This window comes from Streptomyces mayteni (assembly GCF_054783955.1).
Genome location: NZ_BAAGPR010000096.1, coordinates 13,335 through 31,627 on the forward strand (window position 1 = coordinate 13,335; position 18,293 = coordinate 31,627).

The 18,293-nt window shown below is 73.6% G+C and carries 16 protein-coding genes; 6 read left to right on the top strand and 10 right to left on the bottom strand.

All coding sequences use genetic code 11. The annotated features are described in order from the left end of the window. Positions 1-14: 14 nt before the first annotated feature. Genes ACYVPE_RS30705 through ACYVPE_RS30720 form a run of 4 tightly spaced genes read right to left on the bottom strand, consistent with a single transcriptional unit; the run spans position 15 to position 5,748 of the window. Positions 15-2,138: an NACHT domain-containing protein gene (locus ACYVPE_RS30705; protein ID WP_461037028.1), complete on the bottom strand. Its 2,124-nt coding sequence runs from the start codon at positions 2,136-2,138 to the stop codon at positions 15-17. Then, positions 2,120-2,845, bottom strand: coding sequence for an NACHT N-terminal Helical domain 1-containing protein (locus ACYVPE_RS30710; RefSeq protein ID WP_461037029.1), 726 nt, complete (start codon positions 2,843-2,845; stop codon positions 2,120-2,122). Before ACYVPE_RS30710 ends, ACYVPE_RS30705 begins: the two co-directional genes overlap by 19 nt. Before the next feature lie 20 nt (positions 2,846-2,865). Next, positions 2,866-5,385, bottom strand: coding sequence for an NACHT domain-containing protein (locus tag ACYVPE_RS30715; RefSeq protein WP_461037030.1), 2,520 nt, complete (start codon positions 5,383-5,385; stop codon positions 2,866-2,868). 24 nt (positions 5,386-5,409) lie between these two features. Next, on the bottom strand, positions 5,410-5,748 hold the full coding sequence (locus ACYVPE_RS30720; protein WP_461037031.1) for a winged helix-turn-helix transcriptional regulator: 339 nt from the start codon (positions 5,746-5,748) through the stop codon (positions 5,410-5,412). 70 nt (positions 5,749-5,818) lie between these two features. Between ACYVPE_RS30720 and ACYVPE_RS30725 the strand changes: the two genes are divergently transcribed. After that, complete coding sequence (locus tag ACYVPE_RS30725; protein WP_461037032.1) at positions 5,819-6,472, top strand: NADPH-dependent F420 reductase; 654 nt, start codon at positions 5,819-5,821, stop codon at positions 6,470-6,472. Here the strand turns inward: ACYVPE_RS30725 and ACYVPE_RS30730 are convergent. Beyond that, positions 6,411-7,346, bottom strand: a complete 936-nt coding sequence (locus ACYVPE_RS30730) for an HhH-GPD family protein (RefSeq protein WP_461037033.1) — start codon at positions 7,344-7,346, stop codon at positions 6,411-6,413. The genes ACYVPE_RS30725 and ACYVPE_RS30730 overlap by 62 nt on opposite strands. Before the next feature lie 150 nt (positions 7,347-7,496). On the opposite strand from ACYVPE_RS30730, the gene ACYVPE_RS30735 reads away from it, so the two are divergent. Continuing rightward, positions 7,497-8,297, top strand: coding sequence for a hypothetical protein (locus ACYVPE_RS30735; RefSeq protein ID WP_461037034.1), 801 nt, complete (start codon positions 7,497-7,499; stop codon positions 8,295-8,297). 34 nt (positions 8,298-8,331) lie between these two features. Here the strand turns inward: ACYVPE_RS30735 and disA are convergent, their stop codons facing one another. Both disA and radA read right to left on the bottom strand, forming a co-directional pair. Then, on the bottom strand, positions 8,332-9,456 hold the full coding sequence (disA, locus tag ACYVPE_RS30740) for a DNA integrity scanning diadenylate cyclase DisA (protein WP_461037035.1): 1,125 nt from the start codon (positions 9,454-9,456) through the stop codon (positions 8,332-8,334). 36 nt (positions 9,457-9,492) lie between these two features. Continuing rightward, positions 9,493-10,929, bottom strand: a complete 1,437-nt coding sequence (gene radA / locus ACYVPE_RS30745) for a DNA repair protein RadA (RefSeq protein WP_461037036.1) — start codon at positions 10,927-10,929, stop codon at positions 9,493-9,495. A 124-nt stretch (positions 10,930-11,053) separates the two neighbouring features. On the opposite strand from radA, the gene ACYVPE_RS30750 reads away from it, so the two are divergent. Beyond that, entirely contained in the window at positions 11,054-12,901 is a 1,848-nt protein-coding gene (locus ACYVPE_RS30750; RefSeq protein WP_461037037.1) for a BACON domain-containing protein, read from the top strand. A gap of 40 nt (positions 12,902-12,941) precedes the next feature. Here ACYVPE_RS30750 and ACYVPE_RS30755 read toward each other — a convergent pair whose 3' ends face one another. Next, positions 12,942-13,583: a TetR/AcrR family transcriptional regulator gene (locus ACYVPE_RS30755; protein WP_461037038.1), complete on the bottom strand. Its 642-nt coding sequence runs from the start codon at positions 13,581-13,583 to the stop codon at positions 12,942-12,944. Beyond that, a complete protein-coding gene (locus ACYVPE_RS30760; RefSeq protein ID WP_461037039.1) occupies positions 13,580-14,431 on the bottom strand; it encodes a sugar phosphate isomerase/epimerase family protein in 852 nt (283 codons plus the stop codon). The genes ACYVPE_RS30755 and ACYVPE_RS30760 overlap by 4 nt, the downstream gene beginning before the upstream one ends. A gap of 75 nt (positions 14,432-14,506) precedes the next feature. Between ACYVPE_RS30760 and ACYVPE_RS30765 the strand changes: the two genes are divergently transcribed. Both ACYVPE_RS30765 and ACYVPE_RS30770 read left to right on the top strand, forming a co-directional pair. Then, positions 14,507-15,334, top strand: a complete 828-nt coding sequence (locus ACYVPE_RS30765) for an ABC transporter ATP-binding protein (protein ID WP_461037040.1) — start codon at positions 14,507-14,509, stop codon at positions 15,332-15,334. After that, positions 15,331-16,080 (top strand): ABC transporter permease, encoded by a 750-nt coding sequence (locus ACYVPE_RS30770; RefSeq protein ID WP_461037041.1) that lies wholly within the window; start codon positions 15,331-15,333, stop codon positions 16,078-16,080. The genes ACYVPE_RS30765 and ACYVPE_RS30770 overlap by 4 nt, the downstream gene beginning before the upstream one ends. Positions 16,081-16,110: 30 nt before the next feature. Here ACYVPE_RS30770 and ACYVPE_RS30775 read toward each other — a convergent pair whose 3' ends face one another. After that, the gene (locus ACYVPE_RS30775; RefSeq protein ID WP_461037042.1) at positions 16,111-17,049 is read right to left on the bottom strand and encodes a Ppx/GppA family phosphatase; all 939 of its coding nucleotides are present in this window, start codon (positions 17,047-17,049) and stop codon (positions 16,111-16,113) included. 36 nt (positions 17,050-17,085) lie between these two features. Between ACYVPE_RS30775 and ACYVPE_RS30780 the strand changes: the two genes are divergently transcribed. Continuing rightward, positions 17,086-17,970, top strand: coding sequence for a hypothetical protein (locus ACYVPE_RS30780; RefSeq protein ID WP_461037043.1), 885 nt, complete (start codon positions 17,086-17,088; stop codon positions 17,968-17,970). The last annotated feature ends 323 nt before the right edge of the window (positions 17,971-18,293 follow it).

Sequence of the window (18,293 nt, forward strand, 5' to 3'; positions counted from 1 at the left end):
GGTGTTCATCAGCGTCAGCGTTCGAGCGCTGGGAAGGCGAGGGCCAGCCGCGCCGGATCCACGCCCTCCTGAGATCCCGCCAGGAGGGTGACCGTCCTTACGTGTGGGAACTCTTGGCCGAGGGGGATTTCCCGGAGCGCCTGCGGATAGAAGAACAGGTGCCTGAGCGAACGGAGTTCCGCGATCCGGCGCCAGTCCTCAGCGGGCAGGGCAGGTCGTTCTCCCCAGAGGGACAGCCTGGTCAGCCGCGGGAACTGGTCGATCTCGGCGAGGCCGCGTGTCGGGTTCAGCAGGATCACCCAGGTGATGGGTGCCCCCGGGGGTAACCGCCGCAGGGGGTCTTCCGTCTCCCCGAGGCGGACAACGATCTTCTCGACATGCGAGAGCAGTTCCAGCCCTTTCGGTTCGCGGCCTTGCGGGGGCGCCCAGTCCAGTTCGGTGAGCGGCAGGGCGGCGAGCGCGGAGACGTCAGCGGACTGGCGGTTTGAGAAGAGGCGCAGCGTCTCCAGGGCGGGCAGCCGGCTGACGGCGGCCGGATCCACCGGTTCGGTGTAGAACAGGCCCCTGACCCGATCGGCCGCCCCCGCGCTGACGAAGATCTCGGGATCGACGTTGCTTGCGGTAAAGAGTCGGTCGCGTACCCGAGGGTGCGTGATCTGTTCGACGCTGTTCACCGCGATGGGCTGGATCCTGGGAAGCCTCGGGATCACCTCGTCGGCGAAATGGGAAAGCTCGAAGAAACCCCAGAACTCGGCCACCCGGCGTCGTACGTGCTCATTCGGATGGTCGGCGAAGCAGGCCAGGCGGCTGAGAGCGGCATCGCCTCCGATGTGGGCGAGCGTGATGACAACCCAGGGTGCCGTGTCATCCGGCAACTCCTCAGGACCGGGAAGGAGTTCCAGCACCACGGAACCGGCCGTCGCGAGGGCCTGGGCCTCTTCATAGGACCTGGGTGGGATCAGTTCGGCGGCCCGTGCGGTCGCCAACTCCTGTACGTCCGGCGTGAGTTGCGTTGCGTGCTCCAGGCAGGCCATCGCCAGCAGATGCATCCGGATCCGGTGCTTCTTCACCGTGTCGCCGCGCTTCACCAAGCCCTTCAGTAGGCGGGCGCGTTCGTCGGGGCGGCCGTGGGCGACGGCCATGCGGATGACGTCTTCCCACTGGTCCAGGTGGGCGTTCTTGATCAGCAGGGGGAAGTCGCGGGCCTCGATCGCCTCGCGGGCGGCCAGGTAGTCCTGGAAGGTGCGGTGGACGAAGGTGATCGCGCCCTCGGTCGGTTCGAGGAGGAGGCCGGAGCGGTCTAGGAGGTGTTGGAGGACAGTCGCTGCGGAGCCCTGGGCTGCCATCTGCGGCATGGAGGGGAGGACCTGGCCGACCAACTCCAGCGCGTCGTCCCGTTCCAGTTCGGAATGGCCGTTGCGGATGAGCCAGTAGGCCAGCTTCTGGAGGAGAAGGGTCTGGGACGGCGCGTCGAGGCGTAGGCCGTGGTCGATCTTGCGTTGCTGGTCGCGGCGTTCCAACAGCATCCGCAGCGCGGCGTCGTACAACGCCTCGCGGCCGCGTGGCAGGTAGCCGTGGCTGGTGCGGTGCAGGGCGCAGATCAGGCCGCACATCAGGGGGTTGGTGGCCAGCCGGCTCAGATCCGGGCGGCTGCGGATGGCGGTGAGCACCGCCTGGGCCTCCGCGCCGCCCGCGCCCGCGGCCCGGTGCCAGCGCTGCACGAACGCCGCCACGTCGTCGCGGTTCATCGGGGAGAGCGACAGCTCGGTGAAGTCGTCGGAGGCGAGCCAGGCGTCCCGGATGGCCGACGGCCTGGCCGTCACCACGCACGCGCTGCCGGGGAACTCGCGCAGCAGCTCCCGCAGCCAGGACCGGGTGCGGTCCCGTTCCTGCTCGGGGATCTCGTCGATGCCGTCGACCAGGAGCAGGCCCCGGCCGCCGGCGAGGACGCGTTCGGCCCACCCGTCCGGCGGCGTACGCGGGCAGCGGACGGCCGACAGGAAGTCGGCCGGCAGCGGGAGTTCCTGGCCAGCCCGCGTCAGGGTCCGCATCGGGAGGACGAAGGGGATCCGGCCGATCAGGTGGGAGAGGTCCATGCCGAGCCGGTGTTCGGCCGTCGTCACGGCGAGCCACTGCACCAGGGTCGTCTTGCCGGAGCCTGCGACGCCGCGCAGCAGTACCCGGTGCCGGCCGGAGAGCGCGCGTTCGGCGCGCTGCGGCGGGGCGGCCGGGATGTCGCCGCCGTGGAGTGGGGCGCGTTCGGTCGTCTCCAGGCTGCGGCGTCCTCGGCGGACTGCGACGAGACCCGCTCGACCAGCAGGTCGAGGGTGTGGATGATCCGGTCGTGCTGGCGGGCCTGCTCGACCAGCGTGCGTGCCACGAACGTCGACCGCTTGGTGAAGAAGTCCAGGACGTGCAGGCAGGTCAGGGCCAACACCCGGTCGTAGAAGACGGTGGCGTCCGCGGACAGCTCGTCGGTGTTCTGCCGGAGCGCGCGGGACAGAGCGTCCGGGCCGAGGCGGACCGCCTGGACGTCGTCCATGTCGAGGTCGCCGACGGCCCGCAGCGATCTCGCCAGCAGGTCGGCGACCATGATGCGGTCCAGCTCGCGCGGGGTGTCGTGCGGTCCTGCGGCCTTGGCCGCGCACAGCGTCAGTTCGGTGGCCAGCTTCGCCAGGTCCCGGTCGGTCAGGGTCCGCTTCTCGCCGCGGAAGGATACGAGGGACGCGAGCCGGACGGGGCGGTCGACCAGGCCGGCGCCTGGCCCCTCCGGGCGGAACAGCCGTCTGATGAGGGGCGCGACCGCGGCCGAGGCCACCCGTAACCCGATGGTGCCGATCTCCATGGACGTCTCCTTCCCCGCCGTCAGTGCCAGACGACCTGAACGCCCACAGGGACGCCGAAGACAGGCCGACGGACTCCGCTGAAGTGCAGGACTTCGAGGTAAGGAAAGGCTGTTAGCCAGCTCAGGGAGTGGCTGCCGTGTTGGGGACGGAGGTGGAGGTGTGTGAGGTCGTCTGATGCCAGGTTCCGGACAATGTCGGTAGTGGGAAGGTCGCCGGTGATCCAGACACGCTGCCGGCCGCCTAGGCGGCGCAGGGCGATGAGCTGTTCGGCGGTGGCGACGGTGAAGTACAGGCCATCGTCGGGGATCCGAGCGATGACGTCGTCGGCGTAGCGGTCGGCGTCGAATCGTTCCCAGTAGTCGACTAGTTGGGCGCGCACGTGTCGTGACGGGTGGTTGGCGTAGCGGGCGAGCAGCGGGATCGCGGCGTCGGTGCCGACGCCGATGGCTGTGGTTACCACGTTGTACGCCTCCTCCTCGGTCAGCCCCTCAGGGCCAGGGAGCAGGTCGAGGACCAGCGGGCTGTCCAGTTCGGCGAGGAGCCGGGCTCGGTCTTGCGTGCGTGGCGGGATGTACTGAGCCAACCGGTCGGCGATCGACTGTCGTACCGCCGAGGTGAGTTCGGTCGCGTGTTCCAGCGACGCGGCGGCCACGAGGACGCGACGCGGATCCGTGGCAGGGTCGGCGGGCTCGATGAGATCGGAGAGGAGACGGGCACGCTCCTTAGGACGGGCATGGGCGACGGCCATGCGAACGACGTCCTCCCACTGGTCGCGGTGGGCGTTCTCGACCAGGAGCGGAAAGTCGAGCTCTTCCACGGCCATCCGGCCGCCCAAGTAGTCCTGAAAGGTTCGGTGGATGAACTCGACGCGGCCCGCACTTGGTTCGCGGAGCAGGCCCGAGCGTTCGAGAAGGTAGCGGTATACCTCGGGTGGGTCCGTATCCAGGTAGGGCATGGCCGGCAAGGCCGCGGCCAGCACGGCGACGGCGTCGGTTCGCTCCATTTCGGAACGGCCGTTGCGGATCAGCCAGTAGGCGAGCTTCTGGAGCAGCTGAATCTGGGGTTCCTTGCCGAGCTGTCGCCCGCCGGCCAGGCGGATGCGGCGTTCCGTGTCGCGGCGTTCGAGCAGCATGGTGAGTGCGGCGTCATACAACTCCTTGCGGCTGTGTGGCAGAAAGCCGTTGCGCTCCCGATGCAGCGCGCAGATCAGGCCGCACATCAGTGGATTGGTGGCGAGGCGGGCGAGCTCCTGTTTGGTGCGCAGGGCGAGGCGCAGTTGGTCGGCAAGTCCGGGAGATGTGTTGGTGGCGGCGTGCCAGCGGTTGACGAACGTGGTGACGTCCTCGTGGCCCATCGGAGAAAGGGACAGCTCGGCGAAGCCCTGATCGGTGAGCCAGTCCTGGCGAATGGCGGAAGGACGTGAGGTGACCAGCCAGCGGTTGCCTGGAAATGCCGTCAGCAAGTCGCGCAACCAGCGTCGGGTGGCGTCGCGCTCCTGCTCCGGCACCTCGTCCACACCATCGATCAGCAGCAGTCCACGCCCCCCGACCAGCACGCGCTCGGCCCAGCCCTCGGGTGCGGCGTGTGGGCAGCCACTGGCTGCGAGGAAGTCGCTGGGCATCGGCAAAGCTTCGAGGGCTAGCGCACGGAGAGGAAGGAAGAACGGAACGCGACCGAGGAGTTCGTCCATGGACTCTGGCAGGTCGGTACGTACGCTACTGACGGCGAGCCACTGGGCGAGTGTCGTCTTGCCCGAGCCGGCGACGCCACGCAGGAGTACACGGTCGTGGTCACGAGCGCCGAAGACCTCCTCGGCACGTGCCGGGATGGAGCCGTGCGGGCCGACGATTTCCAAGGAGACGTAGCTGGCGTCCAACGGCCACTCACGGGAATGGTCGAGGTCCAAGCCGAAGATCGTGAGTTCGTTGTGACGGGACTCGATGAAGCTGGCGTAACGGCGCTCGAAGGCGGCGTCCTCGACCGCAGGCCGCGGATTTCGATCGATGAGCAGATCGATCTGGGAGATGACGCGTTGGAGCTGCTGGCTCTGCTCGACCAGGGTGCGGGCCACGAAGGTGGAGCGCTGGGTGAAGAAGTTCAGGATGTGAAGTGACAGGGTGCGGACGAGATCGTCGTAGACGGCCTTCGCCTCGAGTGTCTGAATGAACAGAATGGGCCATCCCAGCTGTTCGGCGATGGCTTCGGGACCGAGTCGAACCGCTTGGAGGTCGTCCATGTCCAGCTTGCCGAGGCGGTCCATCGCCAGGCGCAAATCCGACTGGATGGCTCGCTTCTCAGTGTCGGAGAGCGCTCGGTGCTCTTCGTTGCCTCTGGCCGATCGCTCGCACACCTCCTCGGCGATCTTCCGCAGGTCCTTCTCCGTGAGCGTCGCCTTCTCGCCCCGGAACGACACCAGCGACGACACCCGCACCGGCTTGTCGACCAGCCCGGCGCCCGGTCCGTCCGGCCTGAAGAGCCGCTTGATCAGTGGCCCGATCGCCGCCGAGGCGATGCGGGCGCCGATGGTCGCCGGATCCACGTTCCCCGTTCCCCCCGTAACACGTCAGTCCTCGTGCCGATCCTGGGCCGCCAACACGTCGTCCGCGTGGGCGTGCGCCCAGTCGCCCAACGCCTCGACGGCTGGCAGCAGCGTACGGCCAAGGTCCGTCAGCCCGTACGCCACGCGCGGCGGGGCCTCCCGGTGTCGGCGGTGCTCGACGAGGCCGTGGTGTTCGAGGCGGCGCAGGGTGTCGTTGAGGACCTTGGGGCTGATGCCGCCGATCCGGCGGCGCAGGTCGGCCGGCCGTTCCGGGCCGTGCCGCAGGGCCCACAGGACCACCGGGTTCCAGGTGTGGGCGAGCACGTCGAAGGCCAGTCGGGCCTGGCAGTCCGCGATGAACACCGATCGGTGCCTTTCGGATTTCCTACGGTTCCTTCTCCAGTCAGGAAATCAGAAAGCAGAGGGGAAGCGCGTGCGGATCGGGATCCTGGGGACCGGGAACATGGCGTGGGCGCTCGGTGGCCGGTGGGAGCGGGCCGGGCACGAGGTGCGGTGCGGTGGGCGCGGGGCGTTCGCCGAGGCGGCGGCGTTCGGGGAGGTGGTGCTGGTGGCGGTGCCGAGCCAGGCGGCGCTCGACGTGGTCGCGGCGGCGGGCCCGCTGGACGGGCGGGTGCTGATCGACTGCTCGAACCCGCTGGTGCCGGGGAGGGTGGCGCTGCACACCGCGGGTGGGCCCTCGATGGCGGAGCGGATCGCGGCCGCCGCGCCGGGGGCGCGGGTGGTGAAGGCGTTCAACCTGGCGAGCAGCGAGGTGTGGCGGTCAGCCCCGCCGGAGGTCGACGGGGTGCCGCTCGGCGTGCCGGTGTGCGGGGACGATCCGGCGGCGGTGGCGACGGTCGGGCGGCTGGTCGAGGACCTGGGCTGCGCGCCCGTCCCGGGCGGTGGGCTCGACCGGGCGGGGCTGCTCGAGGCGACGGCCGCCTATCTCATCGGACTGTGGTTCGCCGGGGTCGACGCCAGGACGGTGGTGCCGCCGCTGGCGTCGGACGACGCCCGGCCGACCCTCAACGCGCGCCCGGGAGACGGTAGCGGCCGTCCGGCAGCCGCTCGGCGAGACCGTCCGTGAGGAGCCCGGTGAGGGCGCGGGTCCGCTGCTCCGGGTCGTACCAGACGCGGTCCAGCACCGACTGCGGCACCGGGGCCACCGCCTCGCGCAGCACGGCGAGCAGCTTGCCGCGCACCTGGCGGTCGGTGCCCGCGTAGGTCTGGCTGCGGCGGGGCGGGCCCTCGTGGGGCGGCGAACCGGCGCGCCGCCAGGCGCACAGATCGGCGATTGGACAGCTCCCGCACTCCGGCGTGCGCGCCGTGCACAGCAGCGCGCCCAACTCCATGGTGGCCGCCGCCCAGCCGGCGGCGGTCGCCGGCTCCTCGGGCAGCAGCATCCGCGCGAGCTTCCGCTCGGCGGCCGTGGTGGCGTTGGGCGGGAACTGGGTGCCGGTCACCGCGCGGGCGAAGACGCGGCGGACGTTGGTGTCCAGCACCGCGTGCCGCTGGCCGTAGGCGAACGAGGCGACCGCGGCCGCCGTGTACTCGCCGACGCCGGGCAGCGCGAGCAACTGGTGGTGGTCGGTGGGAACCTCGCCGCCGTGCCGTTCCGCTATGGCCGCGGCCGCGCTGTGGAGGCGGAGCGCTCGGCGCGGATAGCCCAGGCGGCCCCAGGCGCGCACGGCCTCCCCGGGAGCCTCGGCGGCCAGGTCGGCGGGGCGCGGCCAGCGCCTGAGCCACTCCTCGTAGACCGGCGACACCCGGTTCACCGGCGTCTGTTGGAGCATGAACTCGCTGACCATGACACCCCAGGCGCCGGCCTCCGGGCGCCGCCAGGGAAGGTCGCGGGCGTGCTTGCCGAACCACTCGATGACGCGGGAGTGGAGGGCGGTGTGGTCGTCGGCGGTCGTCGTCGCGGTGCTGGCAGTGGCTGTGGTCGCAGTCGTCGCAGTCATGGCAAGGGCGATCCTGGCATGTCGCGGGCACGGCACAAAGCGGTCAGCGCGCGCGTGTTGACCCGCGTAGTACGAAGGGTGGGGCGCGAGAGAGTGACCGAAGTCTCGTAAGGTTTCCGCGTGGGATCTCTGCGTACTCCGGTCGGGCCGTTGCCCTCCTCCATTTACTGGCGACGCAGGGCCGCCATGGTGCTGCTTCTCGCCCTGGTCGCCCTGCTCGTGGTATGGGCGCTGGCGCGCGGCGGCGGGGGCGGCGGTGACAGCACGGACAACGCCGGCGGCGACGGCGACGGCGGTCCCGTGGAGTCCATCACGCCGGGGCCGACCCCGTCCGAGTCGTTGATCGACGAACGACCCGGCGGCCGCGAGGAGTCCACGGACGACGAGGAGGACGCGGGCGACGGCGAGGACGCCGGCGCCGCGACCGACGGCGGCGGGGGCGAGGACGGCGGGGCGAACGGCGCGGACGGCGCGACCGAAGGCGGCGGCGACCAGGCGGGCGACGGCGGCGGCAGCGGCGGCGGCGCGGCCCTCGACCCGGCGGGGCTGCCGGCCTGCGTGGCCGCCGACCTGACGCTGTCGCTGCGCAGCGACCGCAACGCCTACAGCCCGGACGACGAGCCGGAGTTGCGGCTCACCGCGCAGAACGCCGCTGGCGCCCCCTGCGCGCTGGACTTCGGGCTCGACGGGCTCACCCTCACCCTGTCCGACGCCGAGGACAACCTGGTGTGGTCCTCCGCGCACTGCCCGGAGGGCGCCGGCTCGGCGCCGACCGCGGTGCCGGCGGGCGGCACCGCGAGCCACGCCGTCACCTGGGACCGGCGGCACTCCTCAGCCGACGCCTGCGACGAGGGCCCGGGGCGGGCCGCCGCGCCGGGCACCTACCTGGCCGAGGTGGAACTGGCCGGCTACGAGGGCGCGCAGACCTCGTTCCGCCTGGAGGAGGACTGAGGCCGACCGGGGCGGCAGCGCCCGGCGGCGCCCGTCAGACGTAACGCTCCAGGATGGAGGACTCGGCCAGCCGCGACAGGCCCTCGCGCACCGAGCGGGCCCTGGTCTCGCCGACACCGTCCACCGCCTGGAGGTCGTCGACGCTGGCGGCCAGCAGCTTCTGCAGCCCGCCGAAGTGGTCCACCAGCCGGTCGATGACCAGCCCAGGCAGCCGCGGCACCTTGGCCAGCAGCCGGAAGCCGCGCGGCGACACCGTGGTGTCCAGCGCCTCGGGCGACGCCCCGTAGCCCAACGCCCGTGCCACCGCAGGGTGTTCGAGCAGCTCGGAGTGGCCGAGCGCGTCGAGGTCGGCGAGCGCGGTCGCCACCCGGCGGGAGCGCTTGCCGACGGCCTCCGGCAGGTAGTCCCGCACGACCAACTGCCGCTCCGGCTCGACGCCGGCGATCAGCTCGTCCAGCTGGAGCGACAACAGCCGGCCGTCCGTGCCGAGTTCGACGACGTACTCGGCGATCTCGGCGGCGATGCGGCGCACCATCTCCAGACGCTGCGCCACCGCCGCCACGTCCCGCACGGTCACCAGGTCCTCGATCTCCAGCGCGGAGAGCGTGCCGGTGACCTCGTCGAGCCGCAGCTTGTACCGCTCCAGGGTGGCCAGCGCCTGGTTGGCGCGGGACAGGATCGCGCCCGAGTCCTCGAGGACCCGGCGCTGACCGTCCAGGTAGAGCGCGACCAGGCGCATCGACTGGCTCACCGAGACCACCGGGAAGCCCGTCTGGATCGAGACCCGCTGCGCCGTGCGGTGCCGGGTGCCCGTCTCCTCGGTGGGGATGCTCGGATCCGGCACCAGCTGGACGCCGGCCCGCACGATCCGCGAGATGTCCTGGTCGACGACGACCGCCCCGTCGAGCTTGCACAGCTCGCGCAGCCGGGTCGCCGTGAACTCCACGTCGAGCACGAAGCCGCCCGTGCACAGCGACTCCACCGTGCGGTCCACGCCGAGGACGATCAGACCGCCCGTGTTCCCCCGGAGGATGCGCTCAAGGCCGTCACGCAGCTGGGTGCCGGGCGCCACGGCGCTCAGCGCGGCCCGGAGCAGACCCTCGCCTCCGGAGCCGCCCCCGGCCCTGCCGGGACCCGCCGGCCGGTCGCTGGCTGCCATGTGATCCTCCGGGGAACGAGACCAATGCGCATGAGTCTACCGGCGCGCCTCCGCTCCCCGGCTGGCCTCCGTGTCAAGAGCCTCCTCGGACTCTCTCGGCCGACGCGGGCCCCGGCGGCCGGGCAGCACCCGCAGCGCCTCCCCGATGTCCCCGACCTCGAGCACCCGCATCCCTGGCGGGGCCTCGCCCGCGTCCGACGGGACCAGCGCGTGCGTGAAGCCGAGCCGCGCCGCCTCCGCGAGCCGCCGCTGCACCCCGGTGACCCGCCGCACCTCGCCGGCGAGACCCACCTCCCCGACGGCCACCAGGTTCTTCGGGAGCGGGGTGTCGCTTGCGGCACTGGCCAGCGCCAGCGCCACCGCCAGGTCGGCCGCCGGCTCCGAGAGCCGCACCCCGCCGACCGTCGCCGTGTAGATGTCGTTCTTGCCCAGGGCCGCTATCTGGCCGCGCTGCTCCAGCACCGCCAGGATCATCGAGACCCGCGACGTCTCCAGACCCGAGGTGGTGCGCCGCGGCGACGGGATCTGGGTGGCCACCGTGAGCGACTGCACCTCGGCCACCAGCGGTCGCCGGCCCTCCAGGGTGACCGTGAGACAGGTGCCGGGCACCGGCTCGTCCCGCCGGGTGAGGAAGAGCCCCGAGGGGTCGGCGAGCGAGGTGATGCCCGCGTCGTGCAGCTCGAAGCAGCCCACCTCGTCCGTGGCCCCGTACCGGTTCTTCACACCGCGCACCAGACGCAGCCGCGCGTGCCGGTCGCCCTCGAAGTGCAGCACCACGTCGACCAGGTGTTCGAGCAGCCTGGGGCCGGCGATCGCGCCGTCCTTCGTGACGTGGCCCACCAGGATGGTGGCCATCCCGCGCTCCTTCGAGGCGCGGATCACCGCGCCGGCCACCTCGCGCACCTGCGCCATGCCGCCCGGGGCGCCGTCGAGCTCGGCAGAGGCGATCGTCTGCACCGAGTCGAGCACCAGCAGGGCCGGCTTCACCACGTCCAACTGGCCGAGCACGGACGCCAGATCCGTCTCCGCGGCGAGATAGAGGTGGTCGTGGACGGCGCCGATCCGATCGGCCCGCATCCGCACCTGGCCCGCGGACTCCTCGCCCGTGACATACAAGGTGCGGCGCTCCGCCGAGGCCGCCTTGGCCGCCACGTCGAGCAGGAGCGTGGACTTGCCCACGCCTGGCTCGCCGGCCAACAGCACCACGGCCCCCGGCACCAGGCCGCCGCCGAGCACCCGGTCGAGCTCGGGAACCCCGGTGCCCCGCGCGGTGACCCGCTGCCCGTCCACCTGGCCGATCGGCAGCGCGGGCGACGCCACCCTGGCCACCGGCGAGGTGCGCAGCGCGGGCGCCCCGCCCACCTCCTCCACCGTGCCCCAGGCGTGGCACTCCGGGCACCTGCCGAGCCACTTGGCGGTGGACCAGCCACACTCGGTGCACCGGTACGCGGGACGATCAGCTTTGCGGGCCATGCGCGGAACGCTACCGTCCGCCACCGACAACGCGCGTCGTCCCCGGTACTCCCGATGTCACCCGATGGGGCGAACCTCGCGCGGGTGGCGCGGAAGGCGCCCGTCTGGCACCTACGGTCGCTGGGTGACGACCCGTAGCCGCGAACGCCGGGACGGCCTGCCGGCCCACCGGCTCGAAACCGTCCCCCGCCGCCGGGACGGCCTGCCGGCCTACCGGCTCGAAGGTACGCCCCGCCGCGCAGCGCCCGCGTGGCCGCCGCCTCAGGCTCGGCCGGCGGACCAGGACCCCGCCCCGGGTGGCAAGGACCGCGTCGCGGAGAGCCAGGACCCTCAGCCGCGCCCGGCGGCGCATCGGGGCGCGGAGTCCCGGCGCGCGGACCGCCGTACGGCCGACCACCGGGGCGCCGCGTCCGGGCTGGGGCGGCGAGGGCCGGCGGCCGGCCGGGCGGACGACGAGGCGTATCTGGACGGCCTGTTCACCTACTGCCTGTCCATCATGTGCGAGCACGACGCCGCCACCGCCGCGCTCGGCGAAACGTTGGCTCTCGTCGAGCGCCGCCGCGGCCCCGGCCGGGTCGCCGCAGCGCCCGAGCTCCAGCGCCCCTGGCTCTACGCCCTCGCCCGCTGGGTCTGCGTGCGCCGGCTGGCCGCCGACCGGGACGCCAGGCCGGCCGCCGCCGGGCCGCGCGCGGTCGGCGACGACGAGGAGGGCAGGCGCCGCCGCCGCGAACTGGCCTCGCTCGCCTGGCCGGAGGCCGCCGGCACCACCACCGAGCAGCGCGAGGCCCTCGAACTGGTGGTCCGCCACCAGCTCTCGGTGCCCGAGGTGGCCAGGGTGCTCAGGCTCACCGCCTCGGCCGCCCACGCCCTGCTGACCACCGCCGCCTGCGAGGTGGAGCGCACCAGGGCGGCGCTCGCCGCGGTCGACGCGGCCGGCTGCCCGGCCGTCGCCGCGCTCTCCGGCGACGACCGGATGTTGCTGCTCGGCCCCGGGCTGCGCCGGGAGCTGGTGCGGCACGTCGACGAGTGCCCGTCCTGCCGCCTGGTGGCGCAGCGGGCGATGGCCGCCGTCGGCTGGATCGGCGCCTCGCCGCGCGGCGCCAGCCGGCTCGCGGTGCTCGCCGCGCCGCGGCCAGCCGTCCGGGCCGCGCGGCTCGCGATCCACCGGGCCCGCGCCCAGCACGCGCCCCGCTACGACCGGGCCGGCTTCCCCGTCGAGGAGCGGGACCGCGCCGCCCGCCGCGAGCCGCTGCGCGGCCGCGCCGTGACCACCACGGTGGTGGCCGCCGTGCTGGCCGCGCCGCTGCTGGCGCTGTGGGCCGCCTACCGCTCGGCGCCCGAGGTCGGCGAGCCGGCCGACCTGGAGGGCACCGCGGCCACCGCCGAGGACGGCGTGGCCTTCAGCCGCGACCCCGACCCCGACCCCGCCCCCGGTGGCGACGCGCCCGCCCCCGCCGGGCCGGGCCCGTCGTCCGACCCGGCCGAGGGCGCGACGCCCGGCGGCGAAGGACGCGCGGACGAGCGCCCGGGCGCCGGCGCGAGCGAGGAGCCCTCGTCCCCGGCAGGGCAGGGGCGGCTCACCGTCGACGCGGTGCCGAGCGACGTCGGCACCCGGATCACCCTCACCGCCACCGGGGACGCGCCCGTCAGTTGGTCGGCCGCCACCGACGCCCCGTGGCTCGTGCTCGACCGCGCCGCCGGCACCCTGCGGCCCGGCGAGTCGGCGGTCGTCGAGGTGACCATCGACCGGGAGCGCGAGCCGGCCGGGCCCTGGCAGGGCCGCATCACCTTCGACCCGGCGGCGGCCGTGATCACCGTCGAGGGCGACGGCGCCCCCGAGCCGCCGCCGGCCAGCGAGCCGCCACCCACGCCGTCCCCCGAGGACCCGGGGGATCCCGAGGGCCCGGAGCAGCCGGAGGACCCGGAGGAGCCGGGCGAACCGCCGGCCGGGGAGCCGACCCCCGAGCCCTGACACCGGCACACCGTTAGCAGTGTTAGCGGCGTTAACGGCGTCAGCCCGGTGTCGGGCCCGTCAGATGGTGCTGCACGGCCGGCGCCAGGCGGGCGACCAGCTCCTCGGGGTCCGCGCTGGCCAGCGGCTCGACGCGGAGGATGTACCGCAGCATCATCACGCCGACCAGCTGCGCCGCCGCCAGCTCGGCGCGCAGCCGGGCGTCCGGCGCGTGGAGGCGCTCGGTGATCCGCCCGACCAGCTGGGCGGCTATGAACGTGCGGAAGATGCCGGCCGCCGTGTCGTTGGTGATGGCGGAGCGGGCGATGGCCAGTATCGGGGCGCGGGTCACCGGGTTCTCCCAGACCCGGAAGAAGACGCCGGTGAGCCACTGCCCCAACTGCTCGGGCGGCACGTCGGGCCGCAGCGACAGGTTGTCCGTGGCCGGCGCGGCGGCGGCCGCCACCGCGGCGCCGAAGACCTGCTCCTTGGTGCCGAAGTAGTGGTGCACCAGCGCCTGGTCGACCTCGGCGACCCGCGCGATGCCCCGGATCGAGACCGCGTCGTAGCCGCGCTCGGCGAACTCGGCGCGGGCCGCCGCCAGGATCCGGTCCCTGGTGGCCGGCCCGCCGGCCGCCGCGTCGGCGCGGCTGGGCCGCCCACGCCGCCGGCCGGCCGGCGCGGGCGTGGCGCCCGACGTCACGGGGACGTCCTGGCGGGGGCGACCGGGCTGGCAGGACCGGCCGGGGCGGTGAGATGGCGGCGGGTGAAGGCCAACGCCTCGGCCAGGTCGGCCTCGCGCTCCTCGGCCGAGGTGGCGCGGCGGGTGTTGATCTCCGCGATCACGTGCCCCGCGTAGCCGGCCGCCGCGAGCCGCTGGAGCAGCAGCGCGCACGGCTGGCCGCCGCGCCCCGGCACCAGGTGCTCGTCCTTGCCCGAGCCCGTGCCGTCCGCGATGTGCACGTGGCCCAGCCGGTCGCCCATCCGGTCGGCCATGGCCAGCGCGTCGCTGCGGGACGTGGCGGTGTGCGAGAGGTCGAGCGTGTAGTGCGGGAAGTCCTCGTCGGTCGGATCCCAGCCGGGGGCGTACGCCAGCATCTCGCGGTCCCGGTACCGCCAGGGGTACATGTTCTCCACGGCGAACGTGACGTCCGTCTCCTCGCGCAGGCGCCGTATGCCGCGGACGAAGTCGCGCGCGTAGTTGCGCTGCCACCTGAAGGGCGGGTGCACCACGACGGCGCTGGCCCCGAGCCGCTCGGCGGCCGCGCGGGCGCGGATGAGCTTGGTCCACGGGTCGGTGGTCCAGACCCGCTGGGTCACCAGCAGGCAGGGCGCGTGCACGGCGAGGATCTCCACCCCGTGCCGGTCGGAGAGGCGACGCAGCCCGTCGAGGTCCTGGCTGACCGGGTCCGTCCACACCATGACCTCGACCCCGTCGTACCCGAGTCGACCGGCTATCTCGAAGGCCGCCTCGGTGTTCTCCGGATAGACGGACGCGGTGGAGAGCCCCACCTTCGCCGTCGGTCCCTGATCTGCCGCGCGATGTGCCACGGCGCCAAGCCTACGTGCCGGGTACGACGGCGGGACTTGACCGGAGCCGCCCCGCGCGCTTTTATTCGTCGCGTGATGAATAAAAGCTCCCCCGACCCCGTGAGTGTGCGGGCGCACGACCTGCGCGTCACCCGTGGTCGCACCCAGGTCCTCAAGGGCCTCGACTTCACCGTGCGGCGCGGCGGCGTCACCGGCCTGCTCGGCCCGTCCGGCTGCGGCAAGACGACGCTGATGCGCGCGATAGCCGGGGTCCAGGCCAGGACCACCGGCACCCTCGAGGTGCTCGGCCGCCCGGCCGGCAGCCCCGCGCTCCGGCCGCTGATCGGCTACGTCACCCAGGCGCCGTCCGTCTACCTGGACCTCACCGTCCGGCAGAACCTCGAGTACTACGCGGCCGTCCTCGGCGTGCCGCGCGCTGGCCTTTCGGCCCGGGTGGACGCGGCGCTCGCCGACGTCGACCTGACCTCCCACGCCGGCGTCCTCGCCGCCGACCTCTCCGGCGGTCAGCGCTCCCGCGCCTCGCTCGCCGTCGCGCTGCTCGGCTCCCCCGAGCTGCTGGTGCTCGACGAGCCCACCGTCGGCCTCGACCCGGTGCTGCGGCGCGGCCTGTGGGAGCTGTTCCACCGGCTCGCCGGCCAGCACGGGGTCACGCTGCTGATCTCCTCGCACGTGATGGACGAGGCAGACCGCTGCGAACGGCTGCTGCTGATGCGCGCCGGCCGGCTGCTGGCCGACGGCACGCCGGCCGAACTGCGCGGGCGCACCGGCGCCGACACCGTTGAAGAAGCGTTTCTGCGCCTGGTCGACGACGCCGACGACGCCGACGAGGCCGACGAGGCCGAGGGCGCCGACGACGCCGATGAGGCGGCCGGCGCGGCCGCCCGAGAGGGGGAGTCGGTGTGAACGCCGTCCTCAGCCCGGCCAGGAGCCTGGCCACCGCCCGCCGGGTGCTCCGCCAGCTGTCCCACGACCCGCGCACCCTCGCCCTGTTGCTGCTGGTGCCGGTGGGGCTGCTGGTGCTCCTGTACTACGTCTTCGACGCCGACCGCGCCTCCTTCGACGCCATCGGCAGCTCCCTGCTCGGCATCTTCCCGATGGTGACGATGTTCCTGGTCACCTCGATCGCCACGCTGCGCGAGCGCACCTCGGGCACCCTGGAGCGGCTGATGACCATGCCGCTCGGCAAGGCCGACCTGGTCGCCGGCTACGCGCTCGCCTTCGGCGCCTTCGCCGTGCTCCAGGCCGCGCTGGCCACCGGCGTCGCGCTCTGGCTGCTCGGCCTCGACATCGCCGGCTCCTCGTGGCTGCTGCTCCTGGTCGCCCTGCTGAACGCGCTGCTCGGCACCGCGCTCGGGCTCTTCGTCTCGGCCTTCGCGGCCTCCGAGTTCCAGGCCGTGCAGTTCATGCCGGCCGTGATCTTCCCCCAGCTCCTGCTCTGCGGCCTCTTCGCACCGCGGGACAGCATGCAGCCGGCGCTGGAGGCCGTCTCCCACGTGCTGCCGATGTCCTACTCGGTGGACGGCATGACACAGGTCCTGCGCCACCAGGACGTCACGGGCGACTACGTGCGGGACGTCCTGGTGGTCGCGGCCAGCGCGCTGGCCGTCCTCGCGCTCGGCGCGGCCACCCTGCGCCGGCGAACGGCCTGAGCGGCGCGGCCGCGAGGGAGGGCGGGCGGCTCAGCGGCCGCCGTCGCGCATCCGGTCGAGGCGACGCAGGATGACGCCCTCGCGGAGCGCCCAGGGGCAGATCTCCACGGACTCCACCCCGAACAGGTCCATCGCCGCCTCGGCCACCACCGCGCCGGCCAGCAGCTGCCTGGCCCGGCCCTCGGAGACGCCGGGCAGCAGCTGCCGCTCCCGAACCGGCAGCTCGGCGAGCTTCTGCCCCCAGTTCCGCAGCTCGGCGCGGCTGAGGTCACGTCGCACGTAGAGCCCCTCGGAGCTGCGGGCGGCGCCGGCGATCCTGGCCAGCTGCTTGAAGGTCTTGGACGTCGCGACCACCCGGTCCGCCGCCCCGAAACGGGTGAAGTCCCCGACCACCCGCGCCACTTGGGACCGCACGTCACGCCGCAGCGCCCGCACGTCGGCGGCGGACGGCGGATCGCCCGGCAGCCTGGCCGCCGTCAGCCGCCCCGCGCCGAGCGGCAACGAGACCGCCGCGTCCGGCTCCTCGTCAAGGCCGAACGCGATCTCCAACGAGCCGCCGCCGATGTCGAACATCAACAGCCGCCCCGCCGACCAGCCGAGCCAACGGCGGGCTGCCAGAAACGTCAACCGCGCCTCGTCGGCGCCCGAGAGCACCTGGAGCGCCACGCCCGTCTCGTCCGCGACCCTGGCCAGCACCGAGTCGGCGTTGCTCGCCTCCCGCACCGCCGACGTGGCGAACGGCAACAGGTCGGCGACGCCCTGGTCCTCGGCGACCTCGAGCGCCTCCCGGATCGTCGCCACCAGCCGGTCGACGCCGTCCTGGCCGATCGCGCCGCGCGCGTCGAGCAGTTCGGCCAGCCGCAGCTCGGTCTTGTGGGAGTAGGCGGGCAGCGGTCGCGCACCGGGATGTGCGTCAACCACCAGAAGGTGAACCGTGTTGGAACCGACGTCGAGAACACCGAGCCTCATGGAGGTCAACGCTACCGTCCCCTTTACCCTGAGTGTGTGGCTAAGACGAAGAGGGCGAAGCCGGGCACATCCGTCACGAAGCTCAAGCAGCTCGACGGGGCGCGACGGCGTGCGGCGGGGGACGAGGTCGACCTCGACCACCCCAGGGCCTGGGTCGAGTTTCCCGACCCGGCCGACCCCGAGCAAGTGTTCCGCTGCGACCTGACGTGGCTGACCTCGCGGTGGCACTGCGTCTTCGGCCAGGGCTGCCAGGGCATCCAGGCCGGCCGCGCCTCGGACGGCTGCTGCACGCTCGGCGCGCACTTCTCCGACGAGGACGACGAGCGGCGGGTCGGCGGGCACATGGCGCGGCTGACGCCCGACACGTGGCAGTTCCACGCGGAGGGCACCTCGGCGGCCGGCTGGGTCGAGGAGGACGAGGACGGCGAGCGCCGCACCCGGCGGCTCGACGGCGCCTGCGTCTTCCTGAACCGGCCGGGCTTCGCGGGCGGCGAGGGGTGCGCGCTCCACACGCTGGCCCTGGGGGAGGGGCGGGAACCGCTGGAGACCAAGCCCGACGTGTGCTGGCAGCTGCCGGTGCGGCGCACCTACGACTGGGTCGACCGGCCGGACGGAGAGCAGGTGCTCGTCGTCTCGATCGGCGAGTACGACCGCAGGGGCTGGGGCCCCGGCGGCCACGACCTGCACTGGTGGTGCACGGGCGCGCTGGCGGCGCACGGGGCGGCGGAGCCGCTGTACGTGACGTACCGGCCCGAGCTGACGGAGATGATGGGGAAGGACGGGTACGGGGTGCTGGCGTCCCTCTGCGAGACGCGCCTGGCGGCGCGGGGGGCGGACGCGGACGGTGGGGGGGGGGGGGGGGGGGGGGCGCGGCCGCTCCTGCCGTTGCTGGCGCCGCACCCGGCGGACCCAACCGCCTGACCCGGCGGGCCGTCGGGGGTTTTCCCCCACCCACCCGCCCTCGCGGGTGGCTTGCGCGGCAGCGGGCCTGCGGCCCGGCGGCGTAGCCGCCGCGGGCCGGGCCCCGCGTGCCCCTGCCGGGGCGTAGCCCCGCGGGGCCGGGCGGCGCAGCCGCGGTTGTTTGTGCCCTGCGGGCGTGCCGCGCCCACCCACCCGCCCTCGCGGGTGGCTTGCGCGGCAGCGGGCCTGCGGCCCGGCGGCGAAGCCGCCGCAGGCCGGGCCCGCGGGCCCCTAGCGGGGCGCAACCGCCAAGGGCCGGGCCAACGGGCCCGCCCCCTGGCGGG